The sequence below is a fragment of the Niallia sp. 03133 genome (assembly GCF_052663225.1).
On sequence record NZ_JBQTCY010000006.1, the window covers coordinates 49,077 to 66,573 of the forward strand.

The following is a 17,497-nucleotide window of genomic DNA, read 5'->3' on the forward strand; positions in this document are numbered from 1 at the left end:
TTGTTATGTTAGCAAATATTAGCAAGCTTTACTATACATATGGAGTTTTTTAAACGATAAAAGGTGGAAAAGACTTCTTCTATTATGGAAGATTCATTTTTTATTGAGATCCATTTAAGGAAGGGATTTTATGTCATCAAAATTGTTAAGAGGTACATTTATTCTAACATTAGGAACGATTATATCAAAAGCGCTGGGGTTATTCTATGTTATCCCATTTAATATGATTGTCGGAACACAAGGTACAGCTTTATATCAATATTCTTATGTAGTTTATTCTATTGTAATTAGTATTGCAACAGCTGGAATTCCCTTAGCTATTAGTAAATTCATCTCCAAATATAACGCAATGGGAGAATATGCTTTAGGAAGAAGATTATTTAAATCTGGTTTGCTTGTCATGTCTTGTACTGGGGTTGTCGCTTTTTTACTCGTATATTTTATAGCGCCCTATTTAGCAGATATTATTATTCCGGACGATGATTTAGTTTCCACAGTGGAGGATGTAACTACTGTTATTCGCGCAGTAAGCTTTGCTTTAATAGTAGTTCCATTTATGAGTTTGATCAGAGGATTTTTTCAAGGACATGAATCGATGGGACCTTCTGCCGTTTCACAAGTAATAGAACAAATTGTAAGGATTGTGTTTTTGCTTGGCGGTGCGGCGATTGTTATCTATGTACTAAAAGGAAAATTAATTACAGCTGTTAGTATTGCAACTTTTGCAGCCTTTATTGGTGCTCTTGGAGGCCTTGCTGTTCTTTTATGGTATTGGAGTAAAAGAAAAGGAAATCTAGACAAGCTGTTATTGAATGACAAAGGGCAATTAACCAATATTTCACTGCCCTCTATGTATAAAGAAATTCTTATTTCAGCTGCACCATTTGTATTTGTTGGGATTGCAAACCCGCTTTTTCAGCTAGTTGATACTACAACTTTCAATTTAGCGATGGCTAATATTGGGTTGAGTTCCGTTTCAGAAACGGCTTTAACGATCTTTAATTATCAAACACATAAAATTGTCATCATCCCAGTTTCATTAGCTACTGCTTTCTCGTTAGCGTTAGTGCCAATGATTACAAAAGCTTTTGTTAAGAATGATCAATTGAATGTCAAATACAATTTAGATCAAACGTTTCAAGTGCTGCTGTTTATTACACTACCGGCCACTATTGGATTATCTGTCTTGGCAGAGCCGGTATATAGGCTTTTTTACGGAACAGCAGATCTGCAATTGGGTACAGAAGTATTAAGGATGTATTCACCAGTTGCTATTTTATTTTCTTTATATGCAGTAACAGCAGCTATTCTGCAAGGGATCAATGAGCAGCGTTTTACCATGCTTAGTTTATTAGTAGGTATTTTGTTGAAATTAAGCCTGAATATTCCGCTGATAGAAAAATGGGAAACGGTTGGTGCGATTTTAGCAACTGCATTAGGGTACACAGTATCTATTATTATTAATTTAGCTGTCATTAAAGTGTATGCCAACTATTCTTTTAAATTAGTATTTAGAAGATGCGTGCTGATCCTTGGGTTTACGGTGATGATGCTTATTGGCTCGGAATTGACTTATAAGCTGTTAACGCTGTTTTTATCAACCAAATCGGTGGCTGCTTCTTTTATTATCGTGATTTTAACAGGTCTTTTAGGAGTCATTATTTATGCTTATTTAGCATATCGAACGAAATTAATCTATATTTTATTTGGGGAGAGAGCAGTAAGTATTAAGCGAAAGTTGAGACTACCTTTTTAAATGGAAAGTCAATTATGGAAAAAAAGTTTAGGTTGTGAAAAAAATGAGAATTGATAAAATGCTAGCAAATCTTGGCTATGGCAGCAGAAAAGAAGTAAAGATGCTGTTAAAAAATAAGGTAGTAAAAATAAATGAGGAAATTGTAAAAGATGCAAAACTGCAGGTAGATCCTGCTAAAGATGTTGTTACCCTATACGGTGATATCGTGGAATATAAAGAGTTTATTTATTTAATGATGAATAAGCCTCCAGGTGTTATTTCAGCAACAGAAGATACAAGAGAAGAAACTGTAGTTGATTTGCTGCAAATAGAAGATTCGGTGTATAATCCGTTTCCAGTAGGTCGGTTAGATAAAGATACAGAAGGGCTTTTGCTCATTACAAATGATGGAAAGCTGTCTCATAGGCTTTTGTCGCCCAAAAAACATGTTCCAAAAACATATTTTGCCGTTATAAAAGGGGAGGTAACCGATGAAGATATTACTGCCTTTAAAAATGGAGTAGTCCTTGACGATGGATATGCAACAAAACCTGGAGAATTAAAGATACTAAAATCGGGAGAAACATCTGATATTGAACTAACCATTTCAGAAGGAAAGTTTCATCAAGTAAAAAGGATGTTTGAAAGTGTTGATAAGAAAGTAATCTATTTGAAAAGGATATCAATGGGTCCTTTATTGTTAGATGACACATTAGAACTTGGTGAATATCGTGAATTAACCGATGAAGAAGTAGAGTTGTTACACTCATATGAAGTTAAATAATAAAATAGAAAATTAGGTGGAATCTAGAGAAGAACTCAGCCCCGATAACTTCAGACAAATAAGAAGTTATCGGGGCTTTGATTATAATAATATGTCTTTTGAAGAAAGAAGAGGATTTGAGAATTATTTGAAATCTACTTGTATAGGATTTTTATATGGGTAATCAGCTTTTTTTACGATTTTCATTTAGCAGTACTTCAGAGACTTTTTGGAGCAAATTTTTTATGTCATTCTTCGGTAATAAACCTAATATTGGAAGTAGATTATTAATACTTAAAAGGCTAGATTGATTAGATTGATTAGATTGATTTGATTGGTTAGATTGGTTAGATCTTTCATCAAAGTAATCCTCCTGGGAATGTTTGTCATGATGATGAGGATTTTTCTCTTTCATATGATGCTCATCACAACATGGAGAGGCATGATCACCTCTATGATTAGAATCGCATTCATCGCAGAACCTTTGATTGCATTTTGGGCTTTCCGTTTGAGATAGCATCATTAATCCAAATTCTAATTCATTTACTATTCTTGTAGTACTGCCTTGTACCTCTAATTGAATGGTAGGTGCAAGGGTGCCGCCAAAATGAGCAAATTGGAATTCTGGTGGAAGTAATCCTACGTCTTGGATTGGAATTCCCTGTAAATCAAAATTATCAATAAAACTTAGTACAGAGAAATCCGGAAGCACGAGCCATGAATATGCTTGAAACGGCTCTTGAGGTGGGTTTGTCACGACAAGTCCGCTGCCGTTTAATGGAACATAATTGCCTCGAAGAGAACTTGCTACAAATCCATATAAACCATCTGGACCTGGACCTCCTTGAAGACCTGGTGCAAATGTAAATTCATGACTATCTGTAAATAGATAGTATCGTCCACCACTTACAATGAGATGAGGACGTTCTGTCTGTTGATTCACACAATTTGCTTCTAATAGAGGAGGAAGCAGTTCCCATTCCGTAAAATCATTGTTTCTCAAAAGCGCAATTCCAATATTGCCTGTAAATAATGAAGCTTCTTCAGGAACTCCAGGGCCGCAATTAATTTCTCCAGAGAATCCGCCTGTATTCCCTTCAAATAACAAGTATTCACATCCTGTTGCAGGATCTTTAAAGAAGTAAGGATCACGGAATGCGTAAATAATCCCTCCACCTTGAGATTGCTCAAATGTTTGGTAAAACACGCCATCTGGTTCAAGAATGATTTGGTGCGGATCCCAGTTGTCGAAAATAACTCCATTAAGATTAGAAAAAACTTCTCCTCTTGCATAAGCAATTCTTTGTTCAAATGTTAATTGGGTTTCTCCGCGTCGTCCAGTTGCTGTATAGAAAAAATGAATTGTACCGTTTTCTACAAACGCAGATCCTGCCCATTCCCTTGATCCGAATGCATCTCCAGTTGGGAATACATGTCCACCTTCAATCCAATCTAATCCATTTTTAGAGTAGAAGTAGCCAATTCTAGCAACATCATGTCGTTTACCTGGTAAAACACTTCTTGGTGCTGTTAAGGCAAATAATACTCTCCATCCTCCTGGAAGAACCGCTATCGATCCATCCTTTTCTGTTAATGGCCACATATCCCAAATCCATACGTCTGGTGAAATTCTTGGAAATGGTTCCATGATAACATTAGTAACATTGGTTGGAGTGATTTCAATTTGTTCTGCTTGTTCTCTTGTCCAAGCAGATGGTTCAGCATCTATATGCTCAGATAGACAGCGATCAAAATCTCTTTCTGGATTATATTTGCAGTAGTTTCTTATTTGTTGTTCATTGAAAATGCGAAATGTTGTATTAGTAGTTACTTGATTATCACCACTACTACCACTTGGAAAATTTCTGTTGGAAGGTCCTCCTACAATTACTGAATTTTGGGCAGTTGTGCTTGCAATTGGAAAAACTTGTCTTCTTTTGCAGCTTTTTCCCAAGGTATGTCCATCTTTTGGATGGTTGTTATCACGCATATCTTTCCCACCTTTATCTTTGTCTTTTGTTCTCTATACTGTATGTAAGAAGGACGAGGTAGTATAGACAAAATATGTAGTATAGATAACCATTTTTCCTTTTTATAGGCCTATTTTGTTTTTCTTTTACAATGATGTTTTTTTCAGCGGTCTATTCTGGAATAGAAGAAACAATAGTTTTCATGTATTGGTATAATAAAATAAAAAAAACAGTTTTATCATTTCCCGACAGAAGACTCCCACCTCAAGGAATATGGAGGACAAAGCTCAATGAGTAGGTGGGAGATGAATGTTGGTTGGCTTTAGCCAAAACTTTCCTCCGTATGATACTTCCTGTACGAAAGAAGCAGTACTTTTTTGAAGGAGGTGGATAGTATTACTTTGCAGAAATCGGTTACCCATGATCGTGATGGGAACGCAAGCATCCATATCAAAAACGAAGCGATAAGACTTCAAACCGCAGGAACTGATCCATAACTGGTGGATGCACTGGTGTTCTTAGGAATCTTCTAATTCAACCAGAGCGTAAGGTTGTTAAGTGGTGAGTAGTTCAAGGGATTGGGATATAGATAGTCGCGACTGGTTTTATAAGGATAAACGGTATGTAGGGGAAACGATCAATCAATTAAAGAACCTTGGTCATCATAGACCTGTTATATTCTATTGTATGATCGACAAGCCACAGCTAACCCCTTGGGCCTGCTGCTGCAATACTTGCATAAAGAAGGCTATGAATGTAAAGCCATAAAAAGATGAAATGCTGCCAGTACAGTTTTAAAGAAATGGAAGGAAATAGGTGAATGGCTTATAAAGTCAATGATGGCTGCATCCTGTTTGATGAGGAGAATTTTCTGTAAAAAAGTTCACTTTCGCACATAAAAAACGCCCCTTTATCTTAATGAACAGACGTTTACAATTTGGGTGCTGTTCATTATATGGGCGTTTTTATATTACATAATAAATTTTCCATGCATACTTGTTTATGTTTGCTTTATGGTGCTAGATAATCTGCAATCATAATGACAAGATAAAAAAAACTAAATAATTTAATAGTCTAACATGTTCTATTCACCATTTATGAAGTCATTTTGACTTTTTTTCTTGTTGTTGTCCATTTTCCACGACTAGGACTCTGCACTAAGTCGTTATATGCTAACACATTCAAATCTCTTTGAATCGTTCGAGGAGTAATACCAAATTCCTCCACCAGCTCTTGTGTTGTTACAGTTCCACGCTTACTAATAAACATGTAGACGGATTTGATACGGTTTAACATCCGGTTAGTTGAAGGTTTCAATAAACCACTCCCTATCCTTTTTTCAAACCTTTGGCAAATTCCTGCGACCGACAGCTTATTTGAAGACAAATTCTTCAAGCGTATGTAATTTTCTTTTCCACAGACAACTCCTTTTCCATTGGCTAATAGTGAACACATTATCATAATGTCAAACTCTTATCATTATTGTACCCCTATTTTATGATTAATTCTACATCATTTGCTGAAATTTACAAAATATTTGCTTTATATTGTCTATATAAACCACCTCCTAGTTGTCAATTAAACATTCATATAGCAGATACTATTGGAGTTAGTGGATAATTATGCAAATAATCTGAAGATTATTCCTCCTATTTATTTGCCTTGTAAAAAATTTTCTTTTAACGGTAGGTAGATAATAAATCCTTTTAAACCTAATATGATACATTTTGGCGCGTCTCAAACTACCTACACCATTTTTATCGTACTAAATTCAAGTATTTCACCTATAATTTATCTAATAAACCACTTTTTCAGTGACCTTGGCAGGAAATAAGGGGATATTTATATAGGCGTAAATGAAAAAAAATCTTTAATAAACTGGAGGTGGCTACCGATCATTTCTTCTGGTAAATTATCTTTTGCAAAAAAGGCTAAATCAAGTGCTTCCTCTTCATTTATTTTAATAGTACCACTGTATGAAGTGGTATTGTAAACGGCGGTGACCGAATAAAAAGGATCGCCATTTGCTGCAACTGTAAAATACTGTTCACCTGAATACACTTGAATCAAGTTTAAAGAAGATACGGTTAATCCAGTTTCTTCATAAACTTCTCTAATTGCTGTTTCCTCCGTTGATTCTCCAGGTTCCATTAGTCCTCCTGGAAGACCCCAAACACCGTGTGGATGAGTTCTCTGTTGTAACAGTATTCTTTTTTTATCGTCTAATAAAATGACAACAGAACCAACTAAAATGACGGGCATTTTTCCAATTAACTTTCGAAGTTGCTTAATATAATCCAAAACATTCATCCTCTCTCCAGCTCTAGATCATATTTTACATAAAAAAAGGAAAATAAAAAACTTTTATCCTCCTATAACCGTATATAAACAAAGGAGGGGAATATTACTTGGATTTACTACATGTAAGCATAAAAAAGGCAGGGTATGAAAGTAATGAAAGCATTATTCATTCAATTGATTTTGAGTTGCAAAGTGGAGAGTTGATAGGAATAATTGGCTCAAATGGAGCAGGGAAAAGCACCACAATAAAGGGAATGCTTGGTTTGTTGGCTCATATGGATGGAAGCATAAAGATAAAAAATGGATGTACATACAGCTATATACCGGAAAGGCCAGTATTTTATGATGAATTAACTTTATGGGAGCATTTAGATTTTATCGCAGCAGTGGAAGAATTAGAGCAAGAAAAATTCCATTCTGATGCCGAACGGCTATTAAAAAAGTTTTCTTTACAAGAGCATAAACATCAATTTCCACAAACTTTTTCTAAAGGAATGCAGCAAAAAGCGATGCTTGTTCTCGCTTTTATTACAAAACCCTCTTTTTATATTATTGATGAACCGTTTATGGGGTTAGATCCAATGGCAACGAAGCTGTTGTTGGATTCTTTACAGGAAGAAAGAATAAGAGGAGCAGGCATTTTGATGTCCACACATGTTCTTGATACTGCTGAGAAAATTTGCGACCGTTTTTTAATGATTCATCATGGGACATTAACTGCAATTGGAACACTAGGAGCATTTAGAGAAAAATGCGGATTGCATAATGGTTCTTTATTTGAATGTTTTCATTATATTGCGGGAGAAGCAGCAGATGAGTAGTTTTATCCTTTTTTTTAGCCGGTTAATAAAAAGTATTCACTATCAATTTAATGTGATAAAAAGGATTTTAGACTGGACCATTATTCTATATCTTGTTGTTCCTTCTTTAGTCATTTTTTCTTTTCTTTATCATTCATGGTGGCTTGCCCCACCAGTTTGGATGGAGCGTATTTCGTTAACCTTTGGATTGTTTCTTCTATATTGTTTTTGTTGGACTGGCAAGATCCGTACTTTTGCATTAGAAGCAGATAAAGTCTTTTTGATAAGAAATACCTCCCTTTTTTCAGGAATGAAAAAGTGGGGATATCTTTATTCTTGCTTCATCCATTTGGTGGAAACGGCAATTTTGCTCTGTTTATCGTTACCTTATTTTTTGGTTATATCTCATTGGAATGTTATACAAATCATACAGCTGTTTTTTTTCGTTTCTATCTTTAAATTATGGATCATTCATTTTAAATTGATATTTTCCCATATGAAAAATAAAGTGATCCGTATAACCTGCCGAATCATTGGATTTTGTACTGGGTATTTTATTTGGGATCTAGTAAACTTCTCTAATAATTTCCTATTTTTACTGATTATATTGATGTTTATTTTCCATCCATTGGTATATCTAAATAAATTAAAAAGAACCAATTCGTTTGATCGGGATGTAGAGGTGGAGAAAAGGGCGAAGCTGGCTTATACTTCTCTCATTTTACAATTTTCGATGCAGGTAGAAAAAACGTCGTATTCTACGAGGAAAACACCTTTTTTGAATCGATCTTCACGGCGAATATTTAGAAAAAGAACGGCTGTAAAAGGTTTTCTAGAATTGTTTATAAAAGTGTTTATCCGCAACTCTTCCTACTGGATCAGTTATGTCCAAATTACCGCTTCTATATCAACAGCCATTTTTCTTTTGCCGGCTGTCTGGTTAAGAATAAGTGTGTTTTTTGTTCTTCTTCTTTTCTTGACTATTTGGTCTCGTGCCGTTTGGGCAAAAATAATGAATGTAGTGCCGTTGCTAAACGTTTATAAAGAGGACCAGAGCTTTTATCTAGCAAAAAAGTGGGCAATAAGTCTATTAACAAGTTTGGCACTCATGGTTGCAGTTATCAGTTTCTATATGCGGTTGCACTTTTTTTAGATGAAGGTAAAATAAGAGGGAAATGGATGAAATATACAGAAGTTTAGTTATTTGATCCTTGAATTTGTTTTTATTTTTCTTACAAATTTATTTGTGGTATGTTTTCCTATAAAGTAAGTTAACTTTTATCCCACTCTTTTACGGGCAGTAAAACCCCCACTGATGGAAAGGTTCACTTTATCATGTTAGATAGATAGCCAGCTCCGACTTGAAGAAAATACAAAAGGGTCTGTGCTTTTCTATATTGATCTCTTTGTTGTTAGATAGCGCTTATAGAGGAGGATAATATGAATAAAATTGATTGGTTAAAAGAAGTCCAAATTCGAGAAGGTGAATTAATAAAAGATTTGCAAGGATTATTGCAAATAAAAAGTGTATTAGATGAAGAGCGCGCAACAGAAGAAGCACCATTGGGAACTGGGGTAAAAGAAGCATTATCCTATATGCTGGAGCTAGGCAAAAAAGATGGTTTTAATGTAAAAAATATAAAAAATGTTGCCGGCCATCTGCAGTTTGGCGATGGAGAGGAAAGCATAGGGATTCTTTGTCATGTTGATGTAGTTCCAGAGGGAGATGGATGGACAAGTGAACCATTTGGTGCAGAAGTACGCGATGGAAAGATATTTGCAAGAGGTGCATTGGATGATAAAGGACCAACCATTGCAGCATACTATGCAATGAAAATAATAAAAGAGATGAATCTTCCTTTAAATAAAGAAATTAGGATGATTGTTGGAACAGATGAAGAAAGCCAATGGCGTTGTGTGGATGCATATTTTCAAGAGGAAAAGATGCCCACTATGGGCTTTGCTCCAGATGCTGATTTTCCTATTATTTTTGCAGAGAAGGGAATTGCCGATTTTGATATTGTGCAAATCCGGGAAAAAGAAGAATTGGAAATTAAAGCATTGGCAGAAGTAATATCTTTTCGCTCAGGCAGAAGAAATAATATGGTTCCGGATTTTGCTAAAGCTGTATTGTGTGTACAGAACGAGCAGGAAGTAATCCAGCGTTTTAATGAATTTTTAATCCATCAGAATACAACTGGTCGATATATAGTGGACAGAGGAAACCTGCATTTAGAGTTGGATGGTGTTTCGGCACATGGATTAGAGCCTGACAATGGAGTAAATGCAGGATTGAAGCTCGCAGCATTTTTACAAGCTTTATCGCTTGATGAAAAAGCGACACCTTTTTTTAGACTACTTTCTAGCTATTTTACAGATGATTCTAGAGGCAGAAAACTCGGTATAGCTTATAACGACGATATTACAGGAGATTTAACCATCAATGTCGGCAGATTGTCTTATACAAAGGATGATGGTGGAAGGTTGGGTCTGTCATTACGTTATCCTGTAACCAATAATATGGAAAAAACAAAACTTCAGCTGGATGAATTGCTGGGGGAATGTGGATTTTTAATTGAAAATTATTCAAATTCCAAACCTCATCATGTTGAAAAAGATTCGTTGTTAATAAAAACATTAAGCAAAGTTTATGAGGAACAAACAGGTCAGAAGGCAGAATTAATTTCCATAGGAGGAGGTACGTATGCCCGTTCATTAGAACAAGGGGTAGCATTCGGACCGCTTTTTCCAGGAAGAGAAGATATAGCTCATCAAAAGGATGAGTATATGTATATAGAGGATTTAGTAAAAGCCGCTGCTATCTATGCACAGGCTATATATGAATTAGCTAAATAATTCAAGGATGTTCCCTACAAAAAACAGAGAATATAGTAGGGCTGAAGGGAGAAAGAGAAATGAGCACCGTGTTAATGAATGGGGAATTTATTCCGAGAGAAGAAGCAAAAGTAGATATAGAGGATAGAGGGTATCAATTTGGGGATGGAATTTATGAAGTAATCCGCGTTTATAATGGCAAAATGTTTACAGGAAATGAGCACTTGGAGCGACTGCAGGCAAGCAGTGGAAAAATCAATATTCAGATATCGTATACGGTACATGAATTATTGGTATTACTAGAAGAGCTCATTCGAAGAAATAATATACATAATGGCATTGTTTATATGCAGTTTACAAGGGGAACATGTCCAAGAAATCATGCTTATCCAACCAGTGAAGTACCACCGATGTTTATTGCCTATACAAAACCACTTGAACGCCCTAAAGAAAATTTAGCCAATGGTGTTTCAGCTATTACTGTGGAGGATATTAGATGGTCGCGCTGCGATATAAAAAGTTTAAACCTACTTGGAAATGTAATGGCAAAACAAAAAGCAGCGGAGGCAAACTGTTATGAAAGTATTCAATATCGAGATTTAACCGTAACAGAAGGAAGTTCTTCGAATATATGGATAATAAAGGACCAAACGATAAGAACTCATGAAGCAAACCAGTACATTCTAAATGGAATTACAAGACAAAAAATCGTGGAGATTTGCCAAAGACAAGGGTTGGAAGTTAAAGAAGAGGCATTTTCTATCGAGGATTTAATCGATGCAGATGAGGTGTTTCTTTCCAGTACGACTTCTGAAGTAACTCCGATTGTTTCCGTTAATAATGTTCCTGTTGCAAGTGGTGAAGTGGGAGAAACAACAAAAACATTACAGGATTACTTTAAAAAAGAAATTATTGCTTGCTGTGGAGAAATAGAATAGTTTTATCCCGCTCTTAACAGGCAGTAAGACCCCACATCTCAAGATGCCGAGAAATCGAGGAAGCTAGGTGGGGGATAACTGCCTGTAAAGATCCCAACTAACCATCAGTGGGGGATGAGGAAAACCCCACTGATGGAAGTTTACTTTATAGAAAATAAAAACGTTTGTCGGTAAAAGGCATGAAGCCTTCGACAAACGCTTTTTTTATTTAAAAAAGGATATTTTTTCTCTTGCTTCTTTGATCCATTCTGGAAATTCGTTTAATAATTTATCATATAATTGGTCATCAGAAATTTTATCGATGTTTTCAGTATGGAAAAAATTAGCGTTATCTACATAACGTCCTTCCATCGTATCCAATTTTTCTAATACGTCAAAATTACTGTTGCTTATGCCTACAAATTGTCAAAAAATAGCTTTGTCTGATGAAGAAACAACAGGCTTCTTAATGGTGCATTTACAACCTCCATTATAATAAACGTATATGGAACTCCGTTGAAATGAAAAGAAGCATGCTAGGGACTGCTTATGAAAAAACATCACTTGATAAATATCTTTCTCCTGTATCACATACAATAAAAATGACTACATCCTCTGGTGATAGCGTTTTGGCAACTTTTGCTGCTGCGAAACAAGCTGCACCAGACGATGGGCCTGCTAAAATTCCTTCTTCTTTCGCTAACCTTTTTGTATACTCATATGCTTCCTCATCTGTAATGGTATGAATTTCATCATAAACAGACTGATTTAAAATTTCTGGAATAAATCCAGGACTAGTACCTACCAGTTTATGCGGTCCTGGTTTTCCCCCTGATAGAACGGGAGATCCCGCAGGTTCCACTACATGGACCGATAAATTTGGATAATTCTCTTTTAGCACTTCTCCTGTTCCTGTAATGGTTCCACCTGTTCCTGCTGTTGCTACAAATGCAGAGAGTGGCTTGTTTAACTTTTTCATAGCTTCCATGATTTCAACCGCAGTAGTGTGTCGGTGAGCGCCGGGATTATGGATATTATTAAACTGCATTGGAACAAAGCTATTAGGAATTTCTTCCGCCAATTGCAAAGCTTTTTTGATCGATCCGGGCATTTTCTCCTCACCAGGGGTTAATACAACTTCTGCTCCATATGCTTTTAATATGTTTATTCTTTCTTTTGTCATGGTATCTGGCATAACAAGGATAGCGCGATATCCTCTTGCAGCAGCATTCATAGCAAGACCAATGCCTGTATTGCCGCTTGTTGGTTCAATAATGGTTGCTCCTGGAAGCAGCTTCCCTGTTTTCTCGGCACAAGCTATCATATGAAAGGCTGCTCGATCTTTAACACTTCTGCTTGGATTGAAAAATTCAAGTTTAGCGTAAATATTTGCACCACCTTCTTTTCCAATAGAGTTCAATTTTACTAATGGGGTATTGCCGATTAGTTGAGAAATATTTTCATAAATTTTCATGATAAGACCTGTCCTTTTCTATTTTTGTTTAATTTTTTTATTGAAATTCCATTTAAATAAGCAGAAGACAAATGCTTGTTTTGATTATCCAAAATTGGACGAATAGGAAAAAAACAACTAAAATCATAGTTACAGCTAACAAGAGCGAATTTTATTGGAGAAACATTTTAATAACATAAAATAAAGCAGCATTATATGGATTAAAATAGTCAATAAAGGATATATAATAGCATTATAGCGTTTATATGATATTTATTAATAGCATTTAACCTTGTCACTAAAAATGAACCGTTATATTGTACAATAATATATATGAAAAAAGAAAAGGTGTTTTCATGTCGACGCAGCCGCACTATTTTATTGCAGTTAATTTACCTATAGAAATCAAAGAAAAAATAAAGGAAGCAAGAGAAGGTTTAAAACATTCCTTCCCTTTTAAAAAATGGGTGCATCCATTAGATTACCATCTTACTCTTGCTTTTTTAGGATCTTCCTCCAAGGAGCAATTGCAGACATTAATAAATTTATTACATAACCAAATACATAAAGAACGCTCTTTTTATTTACAAATTAGCACATTGGGTTTTTTTGGTGATTCTGATAAACCAAGGGTATTTTGGTTAGGTGTCAAGGAAGAAAAAAAACTGCATTCCCTAAGAAATCGTGTATATGAAGAATGCGGAAAATCTGAGTTTACACTAGAAAAGAGAACGTTTCATCCTCATATTACATTAGCAAGAAAATGGGAAGGAGAAAATTTTTCGAGGTCAATGCTGAATGAGAAAAATCTATTAGAAGAAAAATTAGCATTTCAAGTAGATAGCATTCAATTATTTCAAACACATGTAGAAAAAGAGCCGAAATATGAAGCTATTTATACGTTTAGATTTTCAGAAGGGTGATGCCTAGGAAAGGGTGAAGCGGTTTGGCGCAATTAATCAAAATAAAAGATTATATCTCACGTTATGAACAAAATATTTTGGTCTATCCCTCACGTTTTGTACGTTTGAAAAAACAAAAATGGGAAGGCGTAAAAAAGTCATTTGACAACATAGAGCTGACTTCTTCTTTACTTAAAGCGGGCACTTTTCATGAAGAAGAATGGATGAACGAAAAAGGGTCTATTTTTACAAAATTAAAAGGCATGTTTCAGAAAAATAAACAAGACGAAGCAGCAATCCCTTATATAGATAGCAATGAACTGTCTGCAGAAGAAGAGGAGTTGGATTTTGAATGCCAACCCTATTTTTATGCAGAACCCAAATCGTTGGAAGACTTAAAAGTTCAATTTTTAAATCAACTATTCCCATTTCAATTAAAATGGGCCAGCTCAACCTTAACGGAAAAATCAATCGTAAAAAAGGCGTTTTATTATGATGAAGCATTAAAATATTACTTGCAGCGATTTCCGGATACTTATTTAGTACTTTATAAACCTGTTTTTATATTGCAGAATGCTCCAATTGAATTGGATACTATTATTATTACACCTACTGGAGTTTGGTGCATAACATTATTAGAAGCAGAAGATTCCGCTGTTTTTGTAGGCTCAAATGAAAAGTTTTGGACAAAGAAAAAGGATGATAAAGAAAAAAAAATCCTCAGTCCTTTAATTACAATCAATAAGACAGAAAAAGTAGTAAAAAAAATATTGGAGAAATATGAAATTGATTTTCCTGTAAAAAAGGCAATATTGACAAGAAATGGCTATATTGATTATCCGATGGCTCCACATCATTTGACCATTATTGAAAAACGCAATTATGATGATTGGTTGAAAATCATGCGACATAATCACTCGCCGTTAAAAGCTATTCAGCTAAAGACAGCAGAAAAACTATTGTATCATTGTTTAACAACTTGTATGAGAAGGTATGAATGGGATATAAAAGAAGAATAGCTGGGAATACGCAGGACAAAAGTGAACGGATATGCTCACTCCGTCTTAAATTATGTTTGATTTGCAATATCGTTTTTTAAAATTATGGTGATGAGGAATGAGTCACCATGTGAGTTTTGTAAGAAGAATGAATGTTTAATCTAGAGGAGTTGAAGGCTTTGTTATCGATAAAGCGTAAATTTTTTGCTTATTTAGATGAAATAACGATTGTTACAATCTTACTCCCTTATTCCTATCATCAAGGGGAATCAAACAGTTTTTTTTTAGTAGAGGATGGAAGGAAAGTTATATTATCAATTGAATCAAAAGAAACCTTAAAAGATTTCACGAAATACATATGCAAAGTACCTGCCGCTGTTGTGATAGGAAAAAACTATACGATTGAAGATGAATATCATGAAAGTACGGATTTACAAATAGGGGCGGTTATTCGAACAAAGGAATTTGATGAACTCTTTTATTATTCTGGGCCCTTAGGCTTGGAATATTCAAAAGACAAATGTGTATTTACTTTATGGGCTCCTACTGCCCAGCAAGTAAAATTGGTGCTTCAAGATCCGAAAAAAACAGCAGCGGAACGAAAAGAATTAATGATGACAAGAAAAGAAAGAGGCGTTTGGACGACTAAAGCCAAAGGGGAATTAGAAGGATATTATTACAGTTATCTAGTTCTTATAAACTTAGAATGGAGAGAAGCAGTTGATCCGTACGCTGTTGCAGTTAGTGCTAATGGATTAACTGGTGCAATCGTTGATTTGTCGAAAACAAAAGAGAGTAAACCAGCTTTGCCTCCAATAGAACATTCGGTTGACAGTATTATTTATGAAACACATATTCGGGATTTTACTATCCATCCGAACAGCGGCGCAAAGAAAAAAGGCACTTATGTAGGGGCTGCTGAACTTCATACTCAAACAAATACTGGTGAAATAACAGGCCTTTCTTATGTGAAAGATTTAGGTGCCACACATATTGAATTTCTCCCAGTGCATGATTTTGAAGAAGTAGATGAACTGGAAGAAATAAAAACATACAATTGGGGCTACAATCCATCCCATTATAATGTTCCAGATGGAAGTTATTCGCTAGACCCTCAAAATCCATATGCGCGAATAAGCGAATTAAAAACAATGATTCATGAAGTACAGAAGCAGGGGCTAAGAGTGATCTTAGATGTAGTATATAATCATGTTTATAAAAAGGAAGAATCTTCCTTTGAAAAAATAGTGCCTGGATATTTTTTTCGATATGATTCGTTTGGTATGCCTTCAAATGGAACTGGAGTAGGAAATGACATTGCTTCAGAACGATTGATGGTAAGAAGATTTATTTTAGATTCTGTCCGTTTTTGGCTGAATGAGTACCAGATAGATGGACTACGCTTTGATTTAATGGGAATTCTTGATATTGAAACAATGAATCAAGTTCGCAGTCTATGTGTTCAATATGACCCTTATTTTTTAATAATTGGAGAGGGTTGGAATTTACAGACCGCCTTGCCAGATAAGCAAAAAGCAATCATTCTTAACCAGAAAGAACTGCCTGGCATCGCACAATTTAACGATCAATTTCGAGATAAAATAAAAGGAAGTACTTTTCAATTAGATCATAAGGGTTTTGCTTTAGGTGGAGATGAACATAATATCCATGAATTGTTGGCTGGAAGCGTAGGACTTATGCAGCCTGATGGCTTGTTTACTGAACCACATCAATCTGTTAATTATGTTGAATCACATGATAATCACACATTATGGGATAAAATTGAAATTTGCTATCCGGACATGTCAGAGGAAAAGAAACGAAAAAAACATTGTTTAGCAACCATTCTTGTACTGCTTAGTCAAGGGATTCCTTTTTTGCATAGTGGTCAAGAATTTTTTCGAACGAAACAAGGGGTGGAAAACAGTTACCAATCACCTGATCATATTAATCAGCTAAATTGGGATAGAATGGTGCGTTATAAACAAAATGTGGAATTTATCAAAAAGATTATTGCATTTAGAAAAACAACTAGTGCTTTTCGTTTGAGATCTGCGAATCAAATACGTAAACATATAAAGATTCAATATGTTTTGAATGAAATAGTAGAATATAAGTTGGAAAATATAGAATTGCTCGGCCGATGGAAAGAAATCATTGTTTATATTAATGCAAGTGAAAAAGAAGTAAAATGTCCGTTGCCTTCAGGTAAATGGAAAAAGCTGATAGAAGATGATAAAGTCTACCTTGAGAATGAACCAATTCAAAAGGAACAGACAACAATCTATCCTATTAGTGTTACAGTTATTGGAAAACTTTAGCAGGATTATTTCTTACTATGATGAATAAGAAAATGTAAATAAAAAGAAATTTTTGAAAAATAATATTAAATGTCAGATTCACTTGACTAAAAAATGAAATAAGAGATAATATTTAAGTGATAGCTATTGTTGTCAGTTACTGATTGGAATAGCTGTTTTTTACTTTTATTTCTAAAAAGATGATAAATGAAGTACACATTGTATTTATTTTCTAATAACTATATTCGTTTTCTATTTTGTTTTGTATAATTACTTTTTATTACTAAAGTGAAATATATTTTTAAAAATAAATTTTACGTATAAGTTTAATTACCAGACCATGAAGGCTGCAAGAAGTGAATAGTGTTTTTGATTTGAGGCCTGAATTATATTTTAAAAAGAGTTTGGTTGTTTATTGGATACACCATTTTTGTTTGTTCTTCCTACAGCAAATAGGGTACAAAAGATTCAAACAGGGATTCCTTAACCTATCAATTAGGGAGCATAATATATAGTAGGTGAA

At 34.8% G+C, this 17,497-nt stretch carries 14 protein-coding genes and 1 pseudogene; 10 read left to right on the top strand and 5 right to left on the bottom strand.

The features are described 5' to 3' along the window. Positions 1 to 130: 130 nt before the first annotated feature. Positions 131 to 1,756 (top strand): putative polysaccharide biosynthesis protein, encoded by a 1,626-nt coding sequence (locus ACTYBU_RS10105; protein WP_445489369.1) that lies wholly within the window; start codon positions 131 to 133, stop codon positions 1,754 to 1,756. 43 nt (positions 1,757 to 1,799) lie between these two features. Further along, complete coding sequence (locus ACTYBU_RS10110; RefSeq protein WP_445489371.1) at positions 1,800 to 2,519, top strand: pseudouridine synthase; 720 nt, start codon at positions 1,800 to 1,802, stop codon at positions 2,517 to 2,519. A 163-nt stretch (positions 2,520 to 2,682) separates the two neighbouring features. On the opposite strand, the gene ACTYBU_RS10115 is transcribed toward ACTYBU_RS10110, so the two are convergent. After that, on the bottom strand, positions 2,683 to 4,488 hold the full coding sequence (locus ACTYBU_RS10115; protein ID WP_445489373.1) for a glycoside hydrolase family 68 protein: 1,806 nt from the start codon (positions 4,486 to 4,488) through the stop codon (positions 2,683 to 2,685). A gap of 541 nt (positions 4,489 to 5,029) precedes the next feature. On the opposite strand from ACTYBU_RS10115, the gene ACTYBU_RS10120 reads away from it, so the two are divergent. Beyond that, on the top strand, positions 5,030 to 5,236 hold the full coding sequence (locus tag ACTYBU_RS10120; RefSeq protein WP_445489375.1) for a hypothetical protein: 207 nt from the start codon (positions 5,030 to 5,032) through the stop codon (positions 5,234 to 5,236). Positions 5,237 to 5,563: 327 nt separating this feature from the next. Here ACTYBU_RS10120 and ACTYBU_RS10125 read toward each other — a convergent pair whose 3' ends face one another. Continuing rightward, the gene (locus ACTYBU_RS10125) at positions 5,564 to 5,785 is read right to left on the bottom strand and encodes a DeoR family transcriptional regulator (RefSeq protein ID WP_016202849.1); all 222 of its coding nucleotides are present in this window, start codon (positions 5,783 to 5,785) and stop codon (positions 5,564 to 5,566) included. 525 nt (positions 5,786 to 6,310) lie between these two features. Next, positions 6,311 to 6,778: an NUDIX hydrolase gene (locus ACTYBU_RS10130; RefSeq protein WP_445489378.1), complete on the bottom strand. Its 468-nt coding sequence runs from the start codon at positions 6,776 to 6,778 to the stop codon at positions 6,311 to 6,313. 98 nt (positions 6,779 to 6,876) lie between these two features. Between ACTYBU_RS10130 and ACTYBU_RS10135 the strand changes: the two genes are divergently transcribed. The 4 genes from ACTYBU_RS10135 to dat all read left to right on the top strand — a co-directional run bounded on the left by ACTYBU_RS10135 (position 6,877) and on the right by dat (position 11,342). Continuing rightward, a complete protein-coding gene (locus ACTYBU_RS10135; RefSeq protein WP_445489380.1) occupies positions 6,877 to 7,590 on the top strand; it encodes an ABC transporter ATP-binding protein in 714 nt (237 codons plus the stop codon). Next, complete coding sequence (locus tag ACTYBU_RS10140) at positions 7,583 to 8,722, top strand: ABC transporter permease (protein ID WP_445489382.1); 1,140 nt, start codon at positions 7,583 to 7,585, stop codon at positions 8,720 to 8,722. The genes ACTYBU_RS10135 and ACTYBU_RS10140 overlap by 8 nt, the downstream gene beginning before the upstream one ends. A gap of 287 nt (positions 8,723 to 9,009) precedes the next feature. Further along, entirely contained in the window at positions 9,010 to 10,425 is a 1,416-nt protein-coding gene (pepV, locus tag ACTYBU_RS10145) for a dipeptidase PepV (RefSeq protein ID WP_445489384.1), read from the top strand. A gap of 59 nt (positions 10,426 to 10,484) precedes the next feature. Further along, the gene (gene dat / locus ACTYBU_RS10150; RefSeq protein WP_445489386.1) at positions 10,485 to 11,342 is read left to right on the top strand and encodes a D-amino-acid transaminase; all 858 of its coding nucleotides are present in this window, start codon (positions 10,485 to 10,487) and stop codon (positions 11,340 to 11,342) included. Between the two features lie 204 nt (positions 11,343 to 11,546). On the opposite strand, the pseudogene ACTYBU_RS10155 reads toward dat, so the two are convergent. Together ACTYBU_RS10155 and cysK are read right to left on the bottom strand one after the other, a co-directional pair. Then, a pseudogene (locus tag ACTYBU_RS10155) lies at positions 11,547 to 11,813 on the bottom strand (VWA domain-containing protein); the annotation flags it as partial. A 55-nt stretch (positions 11,814 to 11,868) separates the two neighbouring features. Beyond that, positions 11,869 to 12,795 (bottom strand): cysteine synthase A, encoded by a 927-nt coding sequence (gene cysK, locus ACTYBU_RS10160; RefSeq protein WP_445489388.1) that lies wholly within the window; start codon positions 12,793 to 12,795, stop codon positions 11,869 to 11,871. Positions 12,796 to 13,130: 335 nt separating this feature from the next. Here cysK and thpR point away from each other — a divergent pair, with 335 nt between their 5' ends. The 3 genes from thpR (at position 13,131) to pulA (ending at position 16,995) form a co-directional block, all read left to right on the top strand. Then, entirely contained in the window at positions 13,131 to 13,697 is a 567-nt protein-coding gene (gene thpR, locus ACTYBU_RS10165; protein ID WP_445489390.1) for an RNA 2',3'-cyclic phosphodiesterase, read from the top strand. 104 nt (positions 13,698 to 13,801) lie between these two features. Further along, a complete protein-coding gene (locus tag ACTYBU_RS10170) occupies positions 13,802 to 14,695 on the top strand; it encodes a nuclease-related domain-containing protein (protein ID WP_445489392.1) in 894 nt (297 codons plus the stop codon). A gap of 158 nt (positions 14,696 to 14,853) precedes the next feature. After that, the gene (gene pulA, locus ACTYBU_RS10175) at positions 14,854 to 16,995 is read left to right on the top strand and encodes a type I pullulanase (RefSeq protein ID WP_445489394.1); all 2,142 of its coding nucleotides are present in this window, start codon (positions 14,854 to 14,856) and stop codon (positions 16,993 to 16,995) included. Positions 16,996 to 17,497: the final 502 nt, after the last annotated feature.